The 22,410-nt window shown below is 40.7% G+C and carries 15 protein-coding genes and 1 riboswitch; of the genes, 5 read left to right on the top strand and 10 right to left on the bottom strand.

Translation table 11 applies throughout. The annotated features are described in order from the left end of the window. Positions 1-7: 7 nt before the first annotated feature. Complete coding sequence (locus tag BRLA_RS18170; RefSeq protein ID WP_003338772.1) at positions 8-736, bottom strand: TerC family protein; 729 nt, start codon at positions 734-736, stop codon at positions 8-10. A 94-nt stretch (positions 737-830) separates the two neighbouring features. Continuing rightward, a riboswitch (yybP-ykoY riboswitch) is annotated at positions 831-974 on the bottom strand. Between the two features lie 101 nt (positions 975-1,075). On the opposite strand from BRLA_RS18170, the gene BRLA_RS18175 reads away from it, so the two are divergent. Further along, the gene (locus tag BRLA_RS18175; protein ID WP_003338771.1) at positions 1,076-1,579 is read left to right on the top strand and encodes a hypothetical protein; all 504 of its coding nucleotides are present in this window, start codon (positions 1,076-1,078) and stop codon (positions 1,577-1,579) included. Positions 1,580-1,700: 121 nt separating this feature from the next. On the opposite strand, the gene BRLA_RS18180 is transcribed toward BRLA_RS18175, so the two are convergent. Further along, entirely contained in the window at positions 1,701-9,335 is a 7,635-nt protein-coding gene (locus BRLA_RS18180; protein ID WP_003338770.1) for a non-ribosomal peptide synthetase, read from the bottom strand. A 655-nt stretch (positions 9,336-9,990) separates the two neighbouring features. Here BRLA_RS18180 and BRLA_RS18185 point away from each other — a divergent pair. Further along, positions 9,991-10,488 carry a chemotaxis protein CheW gene (locus BRLA_RS18185; RefSeq protein WP_003338769.1) on the top strand — a complete coding sequence of 166 codons (498 nt, stop codon included), beginning with the start codon at positions 9,991-9,993 and terminating at the stop codon, positions 10,486-10,488. A gap of 158 nt (positions 10,489-10,646) precedes the next feature. On the opposite strand, the gene BRLA_RS18190 is transcribed toward BRLA_RS18185, so the two are convergent. From BRLA_RS18190 to BRLA_RS18225, 8 genes are all read right to left on the bottom strand, one after another. Continuing rightward, the gene (locus BRLA_RS18190; protein ID WP_003338768.1) at positions 10,647-11,327 is read right to left on the bottom strand and encodes a hypothetical protein; all 681 of its coding nucleotides are present in this window, start codon (positions 11,325-11,327) and stop codon (positions 10,647-10,649) included. Between the two features lie 125 nt (positions 11,328-11,452). Beyond that, positions 11,453-12,040 carry an RNA 2',3'-cyclic phosphodiesterase gene (gene thpR / locus BRLA_RS18195; RefSeq protein WP_003340032.1) on the bottom strand — a complete coding sequence of 196 codons (588 nt, stop codon included), beginning with the start codon at positions 12,038-12,040 and terminating at the stop codon, positions 11,453-11,455. 76 nt (positions 12,041-12,116) lie between these two features. Then, the gene (locus BRLA_RS18200; RefSeq protein ID WP_003338766.1) at positions 12,117-12,599 is read right to left on the bottom strand and encodes a hypothetical protein; all 483 of its coding nucleotides are present in this window, start codon (positions 12,597-12,599) and stop codon (positions 12,117-12,119) included. Between the two features lie 90 nt (positions 12,600-12,689). Continuing rightward, positions 12,690-13,718 (bottom strand): hypothetical protein, encoded by a 1,029-nt coding sequence (locus BRLA_RS18205; RefSeq protein ID WP_003338765.1) that lies wholly within the window; start codon positions 13,716-13,718, stop codon positions 12,690-12,692. A 3-nt stretch (positions 13,719-13,721) separates the two neighbouring features. Then, positions 13,722-14,519, bottom strand: a complete 798-nt coding sequence (gene surE / locus BRLA_RS18210; protein WP_003338764.1) for a 5'/3'-nucleotidase SurE — start codon at positions 14,517-14,519, stop codon at positions 13,722-13,724. Between the two features lie 185 nt (positions 14,520-14,704). Beyond that, positions 14,705-15,490, bottom strand: a complete 786-nt coding sequence (locus BRLA_RS18215) for a class I SAM-dependent methyltransferase (protein WP_003338763.1) — start codon at positions 15,488-15,490, stop codon at positions 14,705-14,707. A gap of 27 nt (positions 15,491-15,517) precedes the next feature. Next, positions 15,518-16,840: a S8 family peptidase gene (locus BRLA_RS18220; protein ID WP_003338762.1), complete on the bottom strand. Its 1,323-nt coding sequence runs from the start codon at positions 16,838-16,840 to the stop codon at positions 15,518-15,520. Positions 16,841-16,901: 61 nt separating this feature from the next. After that, positions 16,902-18,242: a hemolysin family protein gene (locus BRLA_RS18225; RefSeq protein ID WP_003338761.1), complete on the bottom strand. Its 1,341-nt coding sequence runs from the start codon at positions 18,240-18,242 to the stop codon at positions 16,902-16,904. Between the two features lie 147 nt (positions 18,243-18,389). Here BRLA_RS18225 and BRLA_RS18230 point away from each other — a divergent pair, with 147 nt between their 5' ends. The 3 genes from BRLA_RS18230 (at position 18,390) to BRLA_RS18240 (ending at position 22,401) form a co-directional block, all read left to right on the top strand. Further along, positions 18,390-20,081: a DNA repair helicase XPB gene (locus BRLA_RS18230; protein ID WP_003338760.1), complete on the top strand. Its 1,692-nt coding sequence runs from the start codon at positions 18,390-18,392 to the stop codon at positions 20,079-20,081. 228 nt (positions 20,082-20,309) lie between these two features. After that, complete coding sequence (locus BRLA_RS18235) at positions 20,310-20,879, top strand: RNA polymerase sigma factor (RefSeq protein WP_003338758.1); 570 nt, start codon at positions 20,310-20,312, stop codon at positions 20,877-20,879. Beyond that, entirely contained in the window at positions 20,860-22,401 is a 1,542-nt protein-coding gene (locus BRLA_RS18240) for a hypothetical protein (RefSeq protein ID WP_003338757.1), read from the top strand. Before BRLA_RS18235 ends, BRLA_RS18240 begins: the two co-directional genes overlap by 20 nt. Positions 22,402-22,410: the final 9 nt, after the last annotated feature.

A 22,410-nucleotide genomic window follows, 5' to 3' on the forward strand; every position in this document is an offset into this window, starting at 1 on the left:
ATTCTTTTTACGATCCGATATTTACTTCATGATGAGAACTCTTTTCTTCATGCATAATTTGGTTGGCCCTGGCTTTTTTCGCCATCCGATTACGTTGCCAGTAACCAGCTACGATTACCCCTACAATAATTACGCCTTTCAGTAGATAGCTTATCCAAGGATTCGCATCGAAGAACGGTTGTAGATGAGCCTCATGCGTAATCATTTTAGCTGCTGCTAAGGCTAGAATTCCTGCCCCTACATAAGGAATCCATGCATAGCGATCCATCGCCTTGAGGATTAATGTGCTTCCCCATACCATGATTGGTACACTAATTAGTAAGCCAATAATAATGAGCAACATATTACCATGAGCAGTGCCGGCAATTGCTACAACGTTATCAATTCCCATTGTTACATCAGCGATCACAATCGTTCGAATCGCTGCCATTAACGAATTTCCAGCTTTGATATCCTTTTCATGCCCATCTTCCACCAATAGATTATAAGAAATCCAAACCAGCAAGAGACCTCCGATAACAAATAAGAATGGAATTTGTAACAAATAAGCTGCTGCAATCGTTGCAATTACACGAACAACTACAGCTAACCCTGTTCCCCAGAAAATCGCCTTTTTCTTTTGCTCCAACGGCAGGTTTCGGCTTGCCATGGCAATGACTACTGCATTGTCTCCACCAAGCAAAATGTCAATAGCAATGATCATCAGTAACTGAATAATAAATTCTGTCTCAAACATAATTTCTTCCCTCCCTGCCCTTCACGTGGGCTCATCTTACCCTTGAACGCCTTACTTTGATCTTTTGCTGGTTCTTCATGAAAACGTCATGATTGACAACAAAAAAGACCTTTACCTACGTACATATCCTGTACATAGGCAAAGGTCTTGCTAACAACGATCAGTTGCCAACAAAGCCGAGGATATACATCCTGTAATGACGACTTTGCTGTAAAAGCTACTCCCCTTTGACTGAGAGTTGCGTTCTTTTAAGTTTTATATTGTCATCATACGAGTAACTCCACTTGTTGTCAAGCATCCTTTTCAGTATGATGGATGAGTAAGGAGGAGGAGACAAAAGTGAAGAAACCATTTGTGATTGAAGCCATCATGCTAGCTATATATGGCAATTTACTAGTGCCAAGCGAGCCTGTCGAATATCTCATCCCTTCTTCTACTCTCCGTGAACTGGACGAATTTATCGGAAATTCTAGTCCCATCATGCATGACCCGGAAGAAGAGCAACGGGTAAGGGAAATTATTGGTGACATGCTCCAATATTTCAGCAATCCGTTTCGACGTAAAATGATGGAAAAATCATTGGTAGCACCATGGTCTACTGTTACCTTTGAACATAGTGATACTGTTCACTTTACCGTTGTAAAAGCGGAGGATACCGCCATGTGGGGAGAGATTTTTGACCCCATTGAAACAGAATTAATTTTAACAGCAATGAAATGGGACGTTCCTCTGATTACTGATCAAACCGAATGGCAGGATCGTTTGCTGGAATATGTGATTCCGATTCAATTTTATGATATTGAGGACTTCGATTTTGCCGTGGAGCCTAATCTCTATTTATAGAGAAAAAGAAAAGGCTTATCCTTTTTCTAAAAATGGATAAGCCTTTAGCGTGTAGACACCCTCAGATAAAAAGGTCTACACGCTTTTTATTGGCCAAAAAGTGACTATGTTACTGCTACTGCTACTTTAAGATAGTCTCCTGTATTGCAGGAAAAAAGTCTACTTCTACAGCATATTCGATCATACTTCTTATAAGTTGTTCTGTCGGTTTTGGACAAACAACGGCGGTATTTTGTAAAAATTCTTGTACAAGCGCACAGTCAGGTATCGAAATAGACATGCCTTCACTAGCTTCCAAGGAAGGCAGAATCAACTCTAATGCCTGCTGTTGCTCGTCAGAAAGATCTCCCTGATAAAGAGTTTGAATATACTCCTCCGCCTGAATGAGAGAAACCGGATATCCAGCTTGTTGTATATTACGGATAAAATCCTCCCAGGTAATTTGAGCTGGATTACATATGTGCAGCGTCTCACCGATTGTCTCTAGCTGGCACGAAAGTTGTACAATAGCCTTGCTTCCATAATCAATAGGCGTTAAATCCATGTAGCCAGATATTGAGGGCGCAACTCGTAATAAGAAGATGGCTTTCAGCAATCGGTAAAATGCATTTTCATGAATGTTATATTGAAACTTACCTGTCACAGAATGTCCAACCAGATTACCTACTCGGTAAATGGTTGCATCCAATCCCTCTTCCATCGCTTGTCTTACACTTTTCTCTGATAAAAACTTACTTTCGACATAGACATTTTCTATCTCTTGACCACGGTCAAAATCTGTTTCATAAAACATAAATTCTGCTGGATCGTGGATAGAATGCCCAACCACGCTTAATGTGGAAATGTAATGGAACCGCGCTTTTAATTTTTTCGATAGTTGAATTAGTTCATTTGTAGACTCAAGATTTACTTTATGAAAATGCTCACGATCTCCATAATGTCTTACCTCTCCTCCACAGTGAATAACCGAATCAATCTTTCCAGCTATATGATCCCATACCAAAGAATCCATCCCTAGGCCCTTGCTACTTAGGTCACCTTCCACCGTGAAAACTCTACCCTTCATTTGTGATAGAACGTCTTGTCCAAAATAGAACACCATTTTGTCCTCTAGTTTTCTATCAATCGAGGCATCGCCCGTTTTACGTACGAGACAGTGGATAGGAATTGAAGGTATTTCAAGCAATTCCTTTAGAATATAGGCACCTAAGAAACCAGTAGCACCTGTAAGGAAAACTCCTTTTGGTACATTTACAGTGATGTTAGACACTTTTTCGCGTTTCTTCTGTATCTGATTCGTTACAGGTTTGGTAGCTATTGGAGATTGTTCTGTGCTTTGTGTGCTTTTGGTGCTTTGTTCTTGCTTTTCTTCTAAATACTGAGCAAGCTTAGCAACTGTACGGAATTTGAAAAAATCCTGAATTCGAATCATCGGATATTTAGGCTTTAATTGTACCAGAACTGGCATGATTTTTAAGGAGTGTCCACCTAACTCAAAAAAATCATCCTCTAGTCCAACAGGCTTCACATCCAATACCTGCTCCCAAATTTGCGCAATTTCTATTTGCAACTCCGTCTCAGGCTTAGTAAAGCTTCTTTCTTTTTTCACGAAATGCGGGGAGTTCTGCATCAAGCTTTTTCGATCGACTTTACCATTTGGAGTTAACGGTAGTTCCTCCAGATAAATATAATGCCTTGGAAGCATGTATTCTGGAAGCGTTCCAGATAAATAGGAATTTAACTCGCTGGCTTGGATTTCTTGTTGACTATTCGTAGTGTAATAGGATACAAGAACTTTCTCTGCTCCAGAATCTACTGCCAGCACAACAGATTGATGGATCAATGGATGCTGTAAAAGCGTTTCTTCTATTTCACCTAATTCTACACGGTAACCTCTAATTTTAATTTGATCATCTCTTCTACCCACGAATTCAATATTGCCGTCAGGTAACCATCTAGCTAAATCACCTGTGCGATATAGTCTATCTGCAAACTGATGAGTAAATGGATTTGAGATAAATACTTCTTCATTTTTCTTCTCTTGATTCCAATAGCCTGGTGAAAGTCCAACACTCTCGATATAAATCTCACCAATTGCTCCAATCGGGCACGGCGTTTTTTGAGAATGGAGAATGTGAATCTTGGTATTGGCAAGCGGCTTTCCAATCGGAACATTTTTTTGCTCAGGCTCGATCCGATGAATTGGATAAAACGTTGCAGAAACAGTAGCCTCAGTCGGGCCGTACTCGTTGATAATCAACGTCTGCTGACCAAATCTATTATGCCATGCTCGTACAGATTCAGCAGGCAGAGCTTCTCCTCCAACCATCATCATACGCAGCGTTTTTACCATTTCTGCTTCTGTATTACTCAGGGAAGCAATTACGTTATGGAAAAATACAATTGGCACATCCGTGATTGTAGCCTGAACCTTTTGAACTGCAAGAGCATAGGCACTGACAGAATATCTCTCATCTTCAGATAAAATGTGTAATCTAGCTCCATGCAACAAGGCTGAAAAGATCTCAGAAACAGAGGTGTCAAAGCTAAAGGAAGCAAACTGAACAAAAGTATCCTCGCAATTTACCTGAAATTGATCCTTCCTCCATTGAATCAGATTAAGAACCCCACGATGACGCAGTAATGTGCCCTTTGGTTTCCCTGTCGAGCCAGATGTATAAATGACGTAAGCTATATCCTCTGCGGTATTTAAGGTTTCCACATGATTGGTTTGTCCAAGCTCATACACATCTTCCATGCGCACGATGACACCTGTATAACGTGATAATCCCTTCATGTGAGCATCTCTTGTAATCATGTATGAGGTTTGACTATCCTCTAAGATATATTCAATACGATCCTTTGGATAGCCCGTATCAATTGGAACATAAGCTCCTCCTGCCTTTAAGATACCTAACATAGCAATAATGCTCTCGATGCTTCTATCAAGTAATATAGCTACCTTCTCTTGCGGTCTCATCCCGGTAAAACGTAAATAATGAGCTACCTGATTGGATGCGTGGTTTACCTCTTCATAAGTGAGAGACTGCTCTCCCATTGAAATTGCGATTTTACTAGGATACTTGCTTGCTTGTTCATAAAATCGTTCCTGAATCGTTTGCTCAAAAGGGTATGCAGCTTTTGTACCGTTTACTTCCTGATACAGTTGTTTCTCCTCATCTGTCAATAAATCCAGCAGATGTGGAGCAGACAGACGCTGGTTGATGAATGCTTCTAGGATTTTTTCCAAACTACCAGCAAATCGAGAAATGGTATCTTGTGTAAATAAATCCTTGTTATATTCAAACGCTAGATGTAATTGCTGATTCTTCTCATATACGGCAAGAGAAAGATCAAATTTACTCGTATTGATATCGCATGGAAGCACTTCTAATTGATAGTCACTCTGCTGTAGATTCAGATCATTTTCGTAGGTAAACAACGTTGAAAAGATAGGTGTTTGATTTTCCATTCGATCAGGATTGATTAGCTCTATTAGACTATCAAAAGGATACGCCTGGTGATGATAAGCCGCTAAGGTGGTCTCCTTTACCTTTTGGATAAGCTGGTGTAAAGTATCCACACCTTGGAAATTCATCCGGATAGCTAATGTATTTACAAAAAAGCCTTGAATATGCTCTACCGCTTCATGTATTCGCCCAGCGATAGGGGTACCAACAATAATATCCTCTTGTCCAGAGAAATGGCTTAATAGTTTGAAATAAGCAGACAATAATAGCATATTCATCGTAACACTTTCAGCTTTCCCTACTTCTTTTAACTGCTGAGTGAGCTTTTTAGTAAGAGGAAAATCAACGGTTTCGCCCTCAAAGGTCTGTTCCTTAGGTCGAATGAAATCCAAAGGCAGTTCTAGAACCGGCAAAGGTCCTTTTAGCTGTTCAAGCCAGTATGCCTCTTCCGCTTTCCAATAGCCCTCTCTAAGCTTTTGTTCCTGCCATTCTGCATAATCAATATATCGACGCTCAATAGGCTGTAAGCTTGGTTTCTTCCCTTGTTCCTGAGCCTGATAAACCTCCATGCACTCTTGCAGGAGTAGCTGTATACTCCATTCATCCGTGATGAGATGATGAAAATTTAAATAGAGATGGCTTAGCTCATCCGAAAGCGAATATAACGAGATTCTAAATAAAGGTCCATTAGACAAATCAAATGGCTCTTTCATATCATTTCTTATCTCTTCTTCGATTAAGGCTTTCTGTTGTTCTTCGTGTAAATGAGACAAGTCCTTATGATAAAGTGCTAACTCAAAAGAATTGTGTATAACCTGTCTAGGTTCGCCCTGAAATTCCACAAATGTAGTACGCAGAATCTCATGTCGATTGATCAATATTTCTAGAGCTTGTCTGAACAAATCAGGATCAAGGCCTGGTTTGATTTTCATCTGTAACGGAACATGGTACACGCCTACACTATTATTCCATTTTTCCAAGAACCATAGCCTTTTCTGAGCATTCGATAATGTATAATGCTCCTGTTCAATAACGTGCGGCAATTTATCTATATCCTTACTTACTTGATAAGCAGTATTTGTAGTAGCCTGCTCGTCGATAAATACTGCCAAGCGTTCTACCGTACGATACTGGAATAAATCCTTAAGCTCGATTTTCGCTTCTAATTGCTTTTGTACCTGATTGATTACCTTAATAGCTATTAATGAGTGACCTCCCAGTGCAAAAAAGTCATCATTAATGCTGATTCTCGCTTCTTCTATTTGAAGCACTTTCGCCCATATTTTTACTACAGCTTTTTCTGTAGGCGTATTGGGTGAGAGATATATTCTACTCTCCGTGGTCATAAGTGATCTAGCTTGTTGAGCTAATGACTTACGATCCACTTTTCCACTAGGTGAGAGAGGCATTGATGACAGAGTATAGAAATGCTCCGGTACCATATATACAGGTAGCCTTTGATTCAGATAGGTCACTAATTCATCCACAGGTACGTCTCCATCAGAATCAGCAGTCATATAAAAGGCTACTAATCTGGAACGATCATGATCATCCTTGTAGACAACAATAGCCGAATCCTTTACCTTAGGATGTTGTAATAAGACGGTTTCAATTTCGTCTAGTTCTATTCGATAGCCTCTAATTTTTACCTGATGATCTATGCGCCCCATAAATTCCAAGTTACCATCTGGTAGAATACGCCCTATATCCCCGGTGCGATAAAACCTTTTCTCAGGTTGGTTAGGAAGAGCAAGTGAAACAAAAGCCGTCTTTGTTTGTTCGGCTTGATTTAAATACCCTTTTGCTAGTCCTACACCTCCAAGAATGATTTCTCCTGGGACATTTAGCGGGCAGAGCATGCCATGTTTATTCAAAATAAAGATTTCACTGTTTGCCAAAGGCTTACCTATTGGGATGCTTTGTTGCTCCTCTGGCAACAATTCTGTAATATCATAGATCGTTTTACAAACGGTAGCCTCTGTAGGTCCATAAGCGTTAGCTATTAGAATCCTCGTTCCTACCTTACGCTGCCACATACGTACTGCTTCTGGGGATAAGGTTTCACCGCCAATAAAAATAGCCTTAAGCGAATGTAATTGCTCTAAAGTCTCCTCAGGCAGTTGCGATAGCTGTTTAAAGTAAATGACAGGAAGTACACAATAATTTGCTTTGGTGCTGTTTACGGTCTGGACAAAATTTTCTGGAGATGTTCGATCTAGGTCTGAAAGCAGGTGAAGTCTTCCACCACATAATAGGCTAGAGTAAATTTCCCACACAGAGGCATCAAAAATAAGGGAAGCAAACTGTAAATAAACATCTTTTTCTGTATATTTATACTTATCCTTTAAGGAATAAATTAAGTTTACAACCCCAATATGGGACAATAATACACCCTTTGGATTACCGGTTGAGCCTGAGGTATAGATCATATAAGCAATATCCTCGGGAGTATGGCACGCTTCAACTGAATCAACAGGAAGATCTGTTGGAATCTCTTCCCACAATAAACAGCATCCAAAATCATTCGGAAGCTTATGAGCCCATTTCTTTCTAGTAATGAGATGGGTTGCTTCGCTATCCGCAACCATATACTGTATACGCTCGGCAGGAAAATCTGGATCAATAGGAACATAGGCTCCACCTGCCTTTAAGATCGCTATCATGGCGATAATAGTATCAATATGACGATCCATTAATAACGCAACCCGCTCACTTTTCTTCAGATGATGTTGAAGAAGATAATGAGCAAGCTGATTAGTCCGATCCTGCAATTGTTTATAGGTAATAGCTTCCTCTCCCATAGTAATGGCTAGGCGGTCTGGGAATTGAGAAGCTTGATCATCGATAAGCTGATCCAACGTTTTTGCAGTCGGAAAATCCAAATAATTGCGATTTATTTTCTTATAAATTTCATAATCCTCTTCAATAAGAAATGGCAATGTATGTAGTGATGCTTCGGGATTTTGAAGCAAGGTTTCTAATACATGAATATAGCGTTGAAGTAAGTTTTCAATTGTATTCGAATGATATAAATCCGTATTAAAATCTATCTCTATCATATATTGCTTCTCTTCGCTTTTAACTACTCGCCATACAATATCAAAAAGAGTGGTACGTTTAAATTGATAAGTTACCTCTGCTTCAAGTCCTTCAAATTCAATTGTAGGAAGACCTACCATATTAAATACCGTAGAAACGATTCGTCTATCTCCCTTTTCGGTTGAATCGGTGTTTTCGATCAGAGATTCACTTCGATAATGTTGATGCTGCAAGGCCTCTCTAACATGTTGATCAACTTGCTTGAGCAATTGATTATAACCTTGTACATCAGCTAAAGAAAGACGGATAGGAAGAGTATTAATATAATAGCCAAAAATTTCCCCAAAGCCTTTTCTCGGTCTCAGATTCACAGGCATACCAACCACGATATCTTCTTCCAAAGTCATTTGATGCAAAAGGATAAAATAAGCCGTTAGCATAACACGATAGACACTTATTTGCATGTCTGTTGAAAATTTTTCAACCTTCCGCATCAATGCCGAGTCAATGATACAGCTTATGTAATCTCCTTGATAGGTCAAGCCTTTAGCAGGAGATTGATCTGAGGAAAATCCCACATAAGGAATAGAGCCTTGCATCTTATTTGCCCAGTATGTATCGGATTCATGATGAGCTAATGCTCCTATTTCAGTAGCTTGTATCAGTTTAGCAATTCCTGTATCTTCCTGCTTGGCTTGAGCAATTTGTTCCTTCTTTTTTAAAGCTGTATAGAAGGCGGATAGTTCTCGCAAGAAAATACCTGAGCTCCAGCCATCATAAATGATATGGTGGAAAACAACATAAAATAGATATTCTTCATCACTTATTTTAAGTAAATGAGGGCGTAATAATGGTCCTTCCTCCAACGAAAATGGCTCTATACGTAAAAGTTCTAACGTGTCCTGAATCATATTTTCTTTCTCTATCGGTGAAATCGCTGTAAAATCGTGCGGAGTGATTGGAACATTCACTTGAGGTAAAATTAGTTTTTGAGGATTCTCTCCATCCTGACAAATAAAGATCATTCGCAAAGCCGGATGGCGTTGAACAATTCGATCTAAAGCTTCCTGCAAGAGGATTAGAGAAACTTCCCCTTTCAATTTAACTCCAAGCGGTTCATTGCATGACGCTGGATTCATCTGATGTGCGATCCAAAGAGATTTTTCTGCATTCGTTAGCTCAAGGGCTTGTTGGTCAGGTGAATGTTGCTCCCTCTCTCCTCGCACGTAATTCTTTTTTATAAACATTCTAGTAGTCCCTCCTAAATCAATTTTGAACGTTTCACTCATGATTGTTTGTTCGGGGCTTTCCAATTCATTGTTTGCAAAATAGACAAAATGCTACGATTTTCTCATAATTCCCCTCCTTATTTTTACGCTAGAATAAAACTAACACTTTTAACTTTTCAATCATCTTATAATTTAATTATACATATATTGTAATTCAAAAAAATGGGATTTGCTTATTCTTTATTAACTTTTATTTATATTTAAATATTTCGACAATAATGATCGGCGAAAAATAGCTACTAGTATCTTTTTCAGCCAGAATCTCGCAACTTTTGATGCTTGTAAAAAAACTCCATGCCATTTTCAATGGATTAGGAAAATAATGTATTTTTCGGTAATTTCTCTATCTGAAATCCACAAAAACATTGGATTTGGCTATTTCACGACAATCTTTTCGTAGACCGGAAAACCAACTTTTTCATTGCGTTAAAAAATATTTATATATATTTATTATTATTTATTTAATCAATCCTACAAATATTAATTCTAATGGAATCGAACATCATACACGGCCCATGAAACTGTGCTTTTCTAAAAGCAACGATTCCAGATTCCATCTGAGATGATATAATAAACATACTTTTAGAAGGAAAAATAGAAAGGGGGAAGCCTCATGGAATTAAATCAAGATCAACTAGGCCTCAACCAATCTCAGAGCGATGTCGAGGCCCTTTCTTATATCTTATTTACCATGGGTAATGAAACGTTCGGTTTTCCATTGGAGAATGTCCTCGAAATTGTTAAGCCAATGCCTATTACAAAGGTTCCTAAATCACCAGAGTATGTAGAAGGTGTCATTAATCTACGTGGGAATATCCTTGCTATCTTACAAATCCGTAAAATGTTTGGACTACCATCCATTCAGCTTACTGAAGATAGTCGTTTTATCGTACTTAAAATAGACGGCTTTGAAGCAGGTATCGTTGTGGATGGTGTATCAGAAGTAGCCAAAATTGCACCTTCCTCCATAAAAGCGGCTCCACCAGTAGTTGCAGGCTTAGATGGTTCCAATTTAGCTGGAATTGCCCAAGAAGGAGAACGTCTACTCCTCATGCTTAATCTGCCTACTATTTTTGCCCAATGGATTCAACCTGTTGCATCAGAGGCGTAAACGATTATCGGCGGCTCATTTGTTCATCAATGGGTCGCCGTAGTTGTTAAACGTGAACGCAACAAAGGCCTTGCCTGCATCATTGCTCGGCAAAGCCTCTTGTTCCTTGCTTTTTACTGGGTAGATTATCAGCTTCATCCCTATTTTTTTACACAGCATCATGCCAACCCACTATCTCTTCCGCCGCTTGCTAAATACGAATAATTAACCCACATCATTTCTTCAATCCCTAAGATTTCCTTAAACAAATCCACTGAATCATACAGTAGACTGCTACCCGTTTCATAATCGATTTCGACTAGAATGTTTGTGTCAAACAATGAATGGAGTTGCTGAATTTGCTTGGGAGACAAGAAGGAACGGAACAACTGTGGCTTACAGCGAGATAATCCCTTCTGCACTTCCTGGCGATATATCTGTGAGGTAATAATTGTATCAATTAGTTCATCGTACTCTTTGCGTAGGTCTTCTTCTTTCATATAATCATCTGGATCTATTAGATCTGGATATCTCCGCTTCATTTCTATCTCCGCTAATTCCATATCTAAAATATAGCTAATCGTAGCAGACGATACCTCGTAGCCGCCTTCAAATAATCGGAAGCCCCAACCGCTGTCCTCCGCATCATGAAACCACAGCAGAGCCACTCCAAGCTTGGATAAATCCAATAGGTATTGAAGGGTTTCCGCCGTCTGTACCCACTCATCTTCCAGAAAAAATACATTCCATTCATCGTTTAGCCGCTTATGAAAATACGGTTGCTTTGAGTCAGGTAGTTGTTTAATCAGTTTGCTTTCGTATCGTCTTGGATATAACACCCCGGTAGTAAACTCACTCATTTTGAATTTCCACCGCTTTCTCAGCATCTGACATCTCATTGTGATCGCACACATTCGTGATCTTCTGTTTTTATTAAGTTTATTCAGATGGTGAGAAAATTTGAACGGCAAAACGGCGTTTTTTTCTATAAATTCGTTGTTTCGCCTAATAAACTGGTGAATAGTGGAGTATGAATAGCTCCTTCTGGGCGTAACTCCGATTGAAATAGGGTAATTCCCTCTACCTTCCAGCTAGGCTTGGGATGAGGTAAAAAACGTTGTGACCAATCTGCTAATGGAAGGGAACGCTCTTCATGCAACTTTGGCTTGCGGGCTATGGTTACATGTGGCTCATATGGTCGTTTGTCATACGGAAGGCTTTCATGACGATCTAGGCGTTTTCCCAGCAGGAGATGCATCTGTTGCAAGGATTCTATATCCCCTTGCAGTCCTAGCCACAATACTCGTGGCTTTCCTCCCTTGGGGAACGAACCAAAATGATCAATAGACAAGGAAAAAGGACGGATAATGGAACTAACAATCTGGATATCCTTCTTAAGCTCCGGAATTTTTTGTTCATCAACATCTCCGAGAAAATGCAAGGTTAAATGTAAATTATGTAAAGGCTGCCATCGCTCAGCTTTAAGCTCCTGCTTCACCTGTTGTTGAGCAGCCTCAATATATGAAATTACATCGGTCGGAACATGCAAGGCAATAAATAGGCGTTTTACCAATAGATTCAGTCCTTTCTTATTCCTATCCGTAAAAAAGAGGACCCTCTCAGAGAGCGCCCTTTTTTCCAGCCCACAATTAGGCAGCCGTATTTCGTCCCGTTATCATGCCCAACACATAACGAATATATGCATCTATAATATCATGTTGCGGTTGATACTCGAAATGAACCGCTAAATCCATCTGCTTCGTTTGCTCGGTCGAAGCGACATTCCAGTGAACCTCTGCTTCATATGAGAAATATTCGTTAATCCTCTGTTTAATGGTTTCTGCATCCCTAGGCGAATTGTAAGAGATTGAAAATCTCATAATTAGCGGAATGTCTTGCCTATTGTCACGATTGAAACCATATCTACCCGGCTTGCTTTTCAGCGTAATGACGCCAGCCAAATCCCAAAGAGTAAAGTCAGCACAAAAGGTATTTGCAAACGTCTCTCCTGGCATAGAAAGTCGTACTCCTCCCTCTGTGCGAAGAGACAAGGCTTGAGCGATTTGCTCCACCTCTTTTTGTAGACCCTGAAAGGAAATAAGTGCGATACTACCTTGTTGGGAAGAATTCACTACCTACACCCCCATCACTTTTTATCTTTCTCTTTTTCGCATTTTGGCTTGTCTAATCCTTTGTTGAAACATGTCTAGTTTTCTGTATGTTTAGACAAATGGATTCGCGCTTGTTTGATCTATATGAGAAAAAAGTCGAGCAAGCTTATTTTGCATCTCATGATTTAATTCCAGATGGTAAAAGCATCCCGCTTCTCGTTGAAAAATCGGAAACGCGCCCTCTTTTAATGGAGATATTTCCCGAATGCTTTGAAAAGCAGGAAACCGACGAAATAATTCCAAAAACGGATCATCCTGCTGCGTATGGTACATGGAACGTAAGGAAGGGCTTGTATAGATCGAGAACGTTTGCTCATTCCCATAGACCCAAACAAGAAGGTCCGCTTCTCGAATATGACTGACAGGATGCCGACTTAGCATATGCAGGGCCTGATACAAGCTCTCCATTAAGACATGCTCTGCTTGATCCTGATGCTTTTGCAGATGAATCTGATAAAGAAAATCATATGCTTCTCCCTGTTGTAGCAATAGATCATCTGGTAACTCTAGTGCAGATTTTGAAATTATCTCATGCCTACCTTCTTGTTCATCTGCTCCTTCTAATATAAGGGGGTTGTGAGTGCGCGCATCTAGCTCCTGTAGCATTTGATACACATCTGATCTTTCAGTAGATGAAAGAGTAAGTACTTCCGTGAAGATGTGAACCAGCAGATCTTGTTCCCTTGCTAAAAAAAACAGCTCCAGATCGGGCTGCTCTAGCAATGTATGAATCCAAGTACGTTCAACAGGTACATGCGGAAGAAACGAAAGCGGGAATCCTAGTGGAGTACTTTCATCATATTTTGTCCATACGATCAGAAGCAATTGCTCCTTATACGTGCGAAACTCGACCGTACTAAGTCCCTCCACCGCTTGACTAAAAGCGTCAATATCTTCAAACACCAGATAAAGCTCTGCTACCCCCTGATCATTTAATCGCCCGAAACAGGGATAGCCTTCCTCATGAACAACTTGATATAGGGAAACATAAAAATCTGTAGAGAGAACCTCCCCTGATGTTTGAGCATCAGGAGACGGTCCAGGGAAAGAAAGTAAGGATTGCATCTGCATTTCTGCCATGTTTTACTCTCCCCTTAGGTTATTTTTTAAAAGTGGCCACTCTTTCATTTGCTCCAATAATTTACGATCCGTGGAATCAATATGAATAGGAGTAACTGTCGTATATCCTTGTTTTACTAGTTGAAAATCCTCTTCTGTACTTTGTTTTTCCAAGCGTTCGGGATACTCTCTCCCCAGAAAATAACCAGAATCTGAAGGACTGTAGACGTCGTGATAAAAATCAAAGGCTAACACAGCGGGAGTGATGCCTTTTATCTGGCTTTTAGGCAAATCAGGTACATTTACATTCCAGAACACTTTCGGAGGCATTTGTTTTTGCTTCGTTTGCTCCATAAATTGCTTTAGCAGAGGTTCAATAATCTTTCCCACTTCTCCAAAGCTTGTCGGGTTATGATAATTATCATAGGACAAAGCAACAGCCGGGATGCCTAAAATTACTGCCTCACGAGCTGCACTACATGTCCCTGAATAGTAAACATCTTTTCCTAAATTAGCCCCTACATTAATTCCTGATAACACAAGATCAGGACGCTCCTGATCTTTAAATAAGAGGTAATAGGCCGCCTTTACACAATCGGCAGGATTGCCATTTACGCTCCAGGCCTTTACTGGTAACCCATAAAAATCATGCGGTGCAGGAGCTAATGCTTCACGAAATGTAACACCGTGACCCACTCCGCTTCTCTCTTCGCTTGGGGCAACCACATAAATTTCAAGGTCCTGTAAAGGAAGAAGGGCTTCCGCAAGGGTTCGTATACCTAATGCTTCAATGCCATCGTCATTTGTAAGTAGAATACGCATGATACCAATCTCCTTTAACCATCTGATCTAGTAATTGTAACAAAACGACTGGAAAGTTTCACCTCTCCTCCCTGCTTTCATTCATATAAAAAACCGAGGAAGTAAGCCCTCTCGTATGATGCCTTACTACCATACGAGTTATGCTATTTTCCCCGGTTATTAATTTGAATTGTTCATTCATTTCGTTACTCCCGAACACTTGCCACTATGGCAAGAGCCGGCCCGTTAGGATAGATCGGATCGTCAAAGCTGATTGCGTCTATCTGGAAACCAACATGGTTTAAGCCTGCAAGTAAATCCTGTCTACTGAGCCAGTTGCTAAAAGGAAGTGTGCCCCCAATAAACAGTTTGCTATCGAGTGCTTGCAAATAATTATGTTGATATAATGTGTGAGCAAAGCCATATTCTGAAGCAGATTGGCTCCCGCTAAATCGCAGACGATAATCAACTGAATGCTGTAAGATATTTTCATCAAAATAGTGCGTCCATAAGTACATTTTCTTGCATCGTTCCTTTAATAGCCCCAGCACCATAATCGGATTGACCATATGGTACAAGACACCAGAGGCAAAGCAAACATCAAAAGTCTGATCTGTCTGTTTTAAAAATTCTACAAAATCTCCGCATAGGTAACGCACACGTTGCAAATTAGTTACTTCTTTTGTTACCAAGCAACGTAAAAAGCACTTCGTATTGGCTTCAATTCCAAGAATGCTAGCGGCATCCCCCTTTTTTTCCAGCAGATAACTATGTGCCCCCTCCATCGGTCCTAACTCCAGTACCGATTTACCTGCTACTCCTCCTAATTTATCAATCGCCCAGATAGCACGAGCATCTTCAAATAAAGGAGCAAAGCCCCCCTCAATCTGATATTGTGCAGGAAAAATACTAATCCACTCATCTTTAAAAATAGAAGTTGCTGTTTGATAAGAAGGAGCTGTTTTTACATAATAATCAAGCGCATAATGCATTCATTTTTTCCATCCCTTCCTTGCATATCAGCGTCTCTTAAACAGAGAAAGAAGATCGAATCTGTTTTGACGGATGGGTGCAGATTCATTCTCGAAGGTATGTGCTTGGTTCTTTTCATGGTTCTTTTCATGGTTCTTTTCATGGTCTTTTTCAAAGTTCTTTTCAAGGTTCTTTTTATGTTTCTTTACGTGATTTTTTTCAATTCCTTCTCCCGGATAAGTTATTTGCTTATTCGAACGATTATTCGCTCTTTTGTTGAAGCGATTCATGGCTCTGGTACGTTGTTGCGCTAGACGTAGAGCATATAGTCCCGAAATATGAGCAGCCGCCATAGAAGTACCGTCCAACGTACGATATCCTTTATTGAGCCAAGTAGATTTAATGCCAACACCAGGGGCAACTGTATTCATTCCTCTGCCTCTCGCGCTAAATTCAGCTAGCTTTGCTTGTTGGTTGATCGCACCTACCGCGATTACTTCACGATAGGCAGCGGGATATTCCAGGCCCCTACCATTATTCCCTGCGGACGCTACGAGTATGATTCCATTTCTGGAGGCTACACGTAAGGCTTGATGGAAAGCAGGATGATCCTCACTCGTTCCAAAGCTCATGTTAATAATATCCACCTTCTGCTCGATAGCCCAATTGATCCCGGCTATGATGTCACTGATATTAGCTGTTCCTTCCGCTCCAAACGCTTGCACATCATAAAGATCAACCTCGGGAGCAATGCCAACAATCCCCCGATTATTGGCTACAGCCGCTATAGTTCCCGCCACATGCGTACCGTGTCCTCCCATATTAAACCGTTCCGCCCCAGCTATCACTGACACTTTTCCTTTTATCTGTCCCTTCAAATCTGGATGGGACGATGAAATACCAGTATCAATCACGGCAACTTTAATTCCCTTACCCTTTGTTACATGCCACAGGGCAGGAGCCCCTATATGCTCTACCCCCCATGGAATTTCTTCTTTATGATCCTTATTCTCCTTATGATCCTTATTCTCCTTATTCTCCTTACTTTTCTTACTTACCTTACTCCTATTACTTTCCTTACTTTCCTTACTTTCCTTGCTTTCCTTGCTTTCCTTGCTTTCCTTGCTTTCCTTGTTTTTCTTACTTTTCTTACTTTCCTTACTGTGTAAGCGCACCTGGACTTCATTTGATACGGTATATCCTTCACGGCCAATTAATTTGGTTAATTTTTCAAACTCGTCCTGCGCCACTAAGAAGCAACCAACAGATTCACAATGCCTAACTGAGGGCATGATGGATTGATTTTCTTTTAATTTTTTGGCACAGATACTATAACCAAGCGTTTTGGGAAATGAAATAATCTTATACACAAAAGCCCCTCCACGAATATCATGTCTATTTGATATCCTATGCAGGGACCTGCTTGATGGCTTATGCTTCTTTGTTATCTTTTATCATTTTTTTAACAAAGACACGAGTAATACGTAAATGATTCACTTCTCCAACTTCAAATTCATACCCTTCCTCTATCACTTTCATGCCTAAGGTCGGAGGATGGGTGATTTTTGTGTAAATCCAACCAGCGATCGTATCTACTTCTGCGGTATCTAGCTGTATGTTGAGATATGCGTTTACTTCTTCGAGCAACATACGCCCATCAAAAGAAACGATGCTTTCCTCCTTCTGTTTAAATTGCTCGATCTCAGGTCGCTCATCATCAAATTCATCCTGAATGTCTCCAACAATTTCCTCCACAATGTCTTCAAGTGTAAGTAATCCAGCAGTCCCACCATATTCATCTATTAGGATGGCGACTTGACTCCGTTGTTTTTGTAGCATGGTTAACAAATGACTAATAGAAATGGTCTCTGGTACAGATAAAACAGGACGTAATAAATCACTCAAATGGCGTTCCTTCTCTATTTCCTTTAAAGCATAGGTTAAAATGTCTTTAATATGCAAAATTCCAACCACATGATCCTTATCCCCATTTACCACTGGATAACGGGTAAATCTCCCTGTACTCACAATATCTAAATTATCCTCAAAGCTGTCTCTAATATCGAGAACAACCATATCTGTTCGAGGTACCATGATTTCGCGAGCTGTTGTTTCCGAGAATTCAAAGATATTGTCTACTAGCATTAATTCGGTGTTATCAATTAACCCACTTTTGTGGCTTTCATTGACTAAAATCCGAATTTCTTCTTCTGTATGTGCCGCTTCATGCTCAGATACCGGTTCAATACCAAACAAACGTAAAATTTTGGAGGCTGCTCCATTTAACAGCTTAATAAAGGGAAACATTACCTTATAAAACAACTGCATGGGACGTGCTACAAATAAAGAAATTTGTTCAGGACGTTGTATAGCCAATGATTTAGGTGCCAGCTCTCCTAATACGATATGTAAGAATGTAATGATCAAAAATCCAATCACAACGGAAATCGAGCTCTTCCATGGCTCTGTAATCCCTGCATATGAAAAAACGGGATGCAATAAGTGCGCGATCGCTGGCTCTCCAATCCAGCCTAACCCTAGAGAAGCAAGCGTAATTCCCAATTGAGTTGCGGATAAATAAGCATCTAGCTGATGTAATAATGTATCAACTAATCTAGCCTTTACATTGCCTTCTGCTACAAGCTGAGTAATTCGAGATTCACGTATTTTTACCAGAGCGAATTCGGTGGCTACAAAGAACCCATTAAGGAAAACAAGAAATAGAACAAACAATAAATTAATGCTTGTCCCAAGAATGCTACCTGATGCCACATTCTTCCCTCCTCTCTCTATAAAGGTATTTCTATTGTAACCTGAGCCCCTGATTTTGAATCAAAATGATAGCTCTCCCCTGCTTTTCCCTTTCGTCCCCAAATATGGTACCATTGGCAATATTGATACCGCTATGAGGTGACGACCGTGTCTTTTCAACCCCATTTACCACTAATTGTACAAAGTGATCGGAGCATTTTAGTAGAAGTGGAGAATCCCTTATTTGATGAAGCAAGACAAGCGATTAGTGGCTTTGCTGAGCTTATTAAAAGCCCAGAATATATACATACTTACCGTCTAACTCCACTTTCTTTGTGGAATGCAGCGGCAAGTCAGCTACAAGCAGAGCAAATCCTTGAAACACTCAGCCGCTACAGTAAATATGGACTGCCCCCTTCTGTTGCAGATGAGGTTAAAAGAGCCTTTTCGAGATACGGATTGATCCAGATGCATACCTACGAGGATCAAATCGGACTGACAAGTGTAGACCCTCTTATTCTGGCAGAAGTTATGGGCTATCAATCTATGCAGCCTTATATAGAAGAAAAACGTTCGGAGAGTCTGTATATACTGAAGCCGTACTCACGTGGACTAGTAAAACAGGCTCTTATTAAGCTTGGCTATCCCGTGCAGGATTTAGCCGGCTATCAGGAGGGCGAACCGTGCCCGATGGAGCTTGTCCCCTGCGATAACACAGGAACTCCTTTTGCCCTGCGAGACTATCAGCTAGCTGCCGTGGATGCCTTTTATGCCAATGGTACTGCTTACGGTGGCAGTGGTGTTTTGTGCTTGCCCTGTGGAGCCGGGAAAACCATTATTGGAATTGGTACCATGTCACGCTTTGAGACGGCGACTCTCATCTTAACAACAAGTACAACATCTGTCCGACAATGGATCAACGAAATCATAACGAAAACCACTCTGACCGCTGACATGGTAGGCGAATATACTGGTGAACAAAAAGAGGTGCGACCTGTTACCGTTACCACCTATCAAATGGTGACTTCAAGACAGCGTGGCTCAGAAGAGTTTCCCCATATGAATTTATTTACGGATTATAACTGGGGACTAATCATTTACGACGAGGTTCACATGCTCCCTGCTCCTATTTTCAAGATGACCTCAAGCATTCAGGCCAAACGGAGGTTAGGATTAACCGCTACTCTAGTACGTGAGGATGGAAAAGAAGATGAAGTCTTTTCCCTGATCGGCCCCAAAAAATACGAAATGCCATGGAAAGCGTTAGAAGCTCAGGGCTGGATCGCAACGGCCTTCTGTAAGGAAGTCAGACTACCACTTCCTTCTATTTATCGCGAGGCCTACGCCTTTTCTGGCACACGTGAGAAATATCGACTAGCAGCAGAGAATCCGATTAAGGTGAACTGGGTGCAAAAATTGCTGAGGCAGCATAAAGACGATCATATCCTCATTATTGGTCAGTACATCAAACAATTAGAATTGGTGGCCAACACGCTAGGCTTACCGCTCATTACAGGTAAAACACCTGAGGAAGACCGGGGTCGTTATTATGAGATGTTTAAGCGTGGAGAAATCAAACAGCTAGTGATATCTAAAGTCGCCAACTTTGCTGTAGACTTACCTGATGCTAATGTTGCGATTCAAATCTCAGGTACATTTGGTTCTAGACAGGAGGAAGCTCAGCGATTGGGTCGTATCTTGCGTCCTAAGGCAACCAACCAAGCCTATTTTTATACACTGGTGTCACGGGATACCCGTGAACAGGAATTTGCGAGTAAACGCCAAATGTTTCTATTAGAACAAGGTTATCACTATCAAATCATAGAATCTGATGAAGAGCCTGAAAATCTTGGAGGGTAAAGCGTAAGATATGTCCCAATCCTTTCCTAGTTTTTGTAACGTTTTTTTTCTTTAAAAAATGTTAGAATGGGATGGAATCTTTACATGCATCAGCTTTTTACTATGACTATCCATACCGTTTAATCATGGAAGAACACTGGAAATATTTATGGATAAAATTCAAAAAGACTAACTGAAACGTTTGAAAACAACGTATCGTCAGATGAAGTGAAGGGAGGCAATACTTCGATGCAAGCCGACAGTGAAATTGTACAACAGGTTTTGCAAGGGGACGTCGAAGCTTTTCGTGACATTATTCAAAAATACCAGCATATGATCTATATCTTCATATATAAGATGGTAAACAACAAGGCAGACGCTGAAGACCTGACCCAAGAGGTATTTATCAAAGCCTACGAAAAGCTGAACACCTATCGAGGTGAAAGTCAACTATCAACATGGCTCCATACTTTAGCAAGGAATCGTACCATTGACTTTCTCCGGCGCCGGAAGTTCCATGATACGGATGAACAATTGGCTTTCGTCCCTTCAGGAGTACAGAATGAATTACCACAGGAATCGCTTTTGCGAAAAGAACAACAGAAGACCATCGCCGAAGCTTTCGAACAGCTATCTGACTCCTATAAAGAAGTTATTGTGCTTCGTTGTACGCACGAATATCCCTTTGATAAAATAGCTTCCCTGCTTGGGGTAGCAGAGTCTACAGCACGGGTTCGATATTTACGAGCAAGGCAAGAATTTGCCAAAGTGTTAACGAAAATGGAAGGAGGACTCGTACATGAATTGCCAGGAATTTAAGGCAAAATGGACTAACACTGTTGACGACGATATCGCTCTTTCCCATTTAGAAACCTGTGATGAATGCTTGGCTTGGCTAGAGAATGAATGGTCATCTATAGAGGAAAACCTGTTCCTAAAAGAGATTCCACAACCTTCCATTGACCTAGAAGATAACATTATGAATAAAATATATGCCGCTCCCCAACACCATGGAGGTTCTAGTCAATCTGAAAAAACAGAGCCGGGGATCATTCCGCTTGCAGTAGCTAATGAAATACCAGAAAGTAGCAAACCGTCCAAAGCAAAACGCTTTCGATTCTTTTCGTATCCTGTCTTGGGAGCCGCTAGTGTCCTTTTGGTCATGGGACTTGTAGGCGTTCAGGCTCTAAATGGAGGTTTTACAGGTAGCGCTGATAATACTGGTACGGAGCAATTGCCTTCTCCACAGGTAGCTTATGCACCAATGTCTGAGGGGTCAACCTCCTACATGGCAAAGACACCTCAAAGTAACGATAAGCAAGCTCCTATCGAGAGCGGATCACCTGAGACTCAAGCACAAGCAGCCGAGCCAAAAGCTGCATCTCAAGAAAAATTACAAGCAACTCCACCTAGCATGAAAAAAGCCGAAGGAACACCTGAGAGACAAGACACCAAGCCAGCTAGAAGCGACAAAGATACTGCGGTAGCTCAAGCAAAGAAATCCCAAGCCCCTTCCGCAGACTCAACAATCGCTATGCTTGATAATGGTAAACAACCCGTTCAACAAGCACAAAATAATAAGCCAGCTTCGCCTTCTCTGCTCGCTTCACGCTCGCTATCTCCAATGCAAGCAGCATCCAAGGAGCATACGGTAACAGCTTCTGGGACAACAGAGAACAAAGCTGATCAAGATTCAGGCTCAAAGTCTACATCCTCTGATCAATCCGAAAAATTACATGACATAGCAGTGGCACCCTCTGAAAATCAAGGAGGCGCAGCAAGTCTAAATAAATCCTTAACGGCGACTGAAACACCATCCGTAGACGAATCCGAGGTAGAGTCAATTGGTGAAGCAACAAGCGAAATGTTCACCCAAGAGACAGAGAAGGAAAAAGAGAAACCTCAAACCTTCTCCAGCTTTACCTCCTTGGAAAAGGCAAAACAAGCCTCGGATATGCCGCTCGCAGGTATAGTTAAAGCAGATTTTAAGCTTGCTTCTGTTGCTATTCATTACGAATCAGAAACAAGTAAACATGTCACTTCTCAAACAGCTATCTATCGACATGGTGATGCTCAGCTTAAGCTAGAGGTACTGCGCAATGACACGCAAAAACGTACTTTGTCCATTCCAGGAACCTTTGCTGGATCTCCACAAATTTTCTATGTCGGTACTGATAAAGCAATCGGAGTAACTTTCGACTCTCAAGAAAAAAATACAATGCAGCATGCAGTTCACCTTATTACCACGAAATCCTCCCAACAGCTCTATGTAATTGCAACAGCAAAAGGAATGAGCTTACAGGATTTAATGGATACTGTAAAAACTATGAATTGGTCATAGCTTGATGCT

Origin of the sequence: Brevibacillus laterosporus LMG 15441 (assembly GCF_000219535.2) — a bacterium.
GTDB classification, from domain to species: domain Bacteria; phylum Bacillota; class Bacilli; order Brevibacillales; family Brevibacillaceae; genus Brevibacillus_B; species Brevibacillus_B halotolerans.

Coding starts and splice junctions, on each gene's coding strand:
- BRLA_RS18240 (WP_003338757.1), top strand. CDS start 20,860: ATGAATTGCCAGGAATTTAAGGCAAAATGGACTAACACTGTTGACGAC.
- BRLA_RS18170 (WP_003338772.1), bottom strand. CDS start 736: ATGTTTGAGACAGAATTTATTATTCAGTTACTGATGATCATTGCTATT.
- BRLA_RS18185 (WP_003338769.1), top strand. CDS start 9,991: ATGGAATTAAATCAAGATCAACTAGGCCTCAACCAATCTCAGAGCGAT.
- BRLA_RS18190 (WP_003338768.1), bottom strand. CDS start 11,327: ATGAGTGAGTTTACTACCGGGGTGTTATATCCAAGACGATACGAAAGC.
- BRLA_RS18205 (WP_003338765.1), bottom strand. CDS start 13,718: ATGGCAGAAATGCAGATGCAATCCTTACTTTCTTTCCCTGGACCGTCT.
- BRLA_RS18180 (WP_003338770.1), bottom strand. CDS start 9,335: ATGTTTATAAAAAAGAATTACGTGCGAGGAGAGAGGGAGCAACATTCA.
- BRLA_RS18215 (WP_003338763.1), bottom strand. CDS start 15,490: ATGCATTATGCGCTTGATTATTATGTAAAAACAGCTCCTTCTTATCAA.
- surE (WP_003338764.1), bottom strand. CDS start 14,519: ATGCGTATTCTACTTACAAATGACGATGGCATTGAAGCATTAGGTATA.
- BRLA_RS18235 (WP_003338758.1), top strand. CDS start 20,310: ATGCAAGCCGACAGTGAAATTGTACAACAGGTTTTGCAAGGGGACGTC.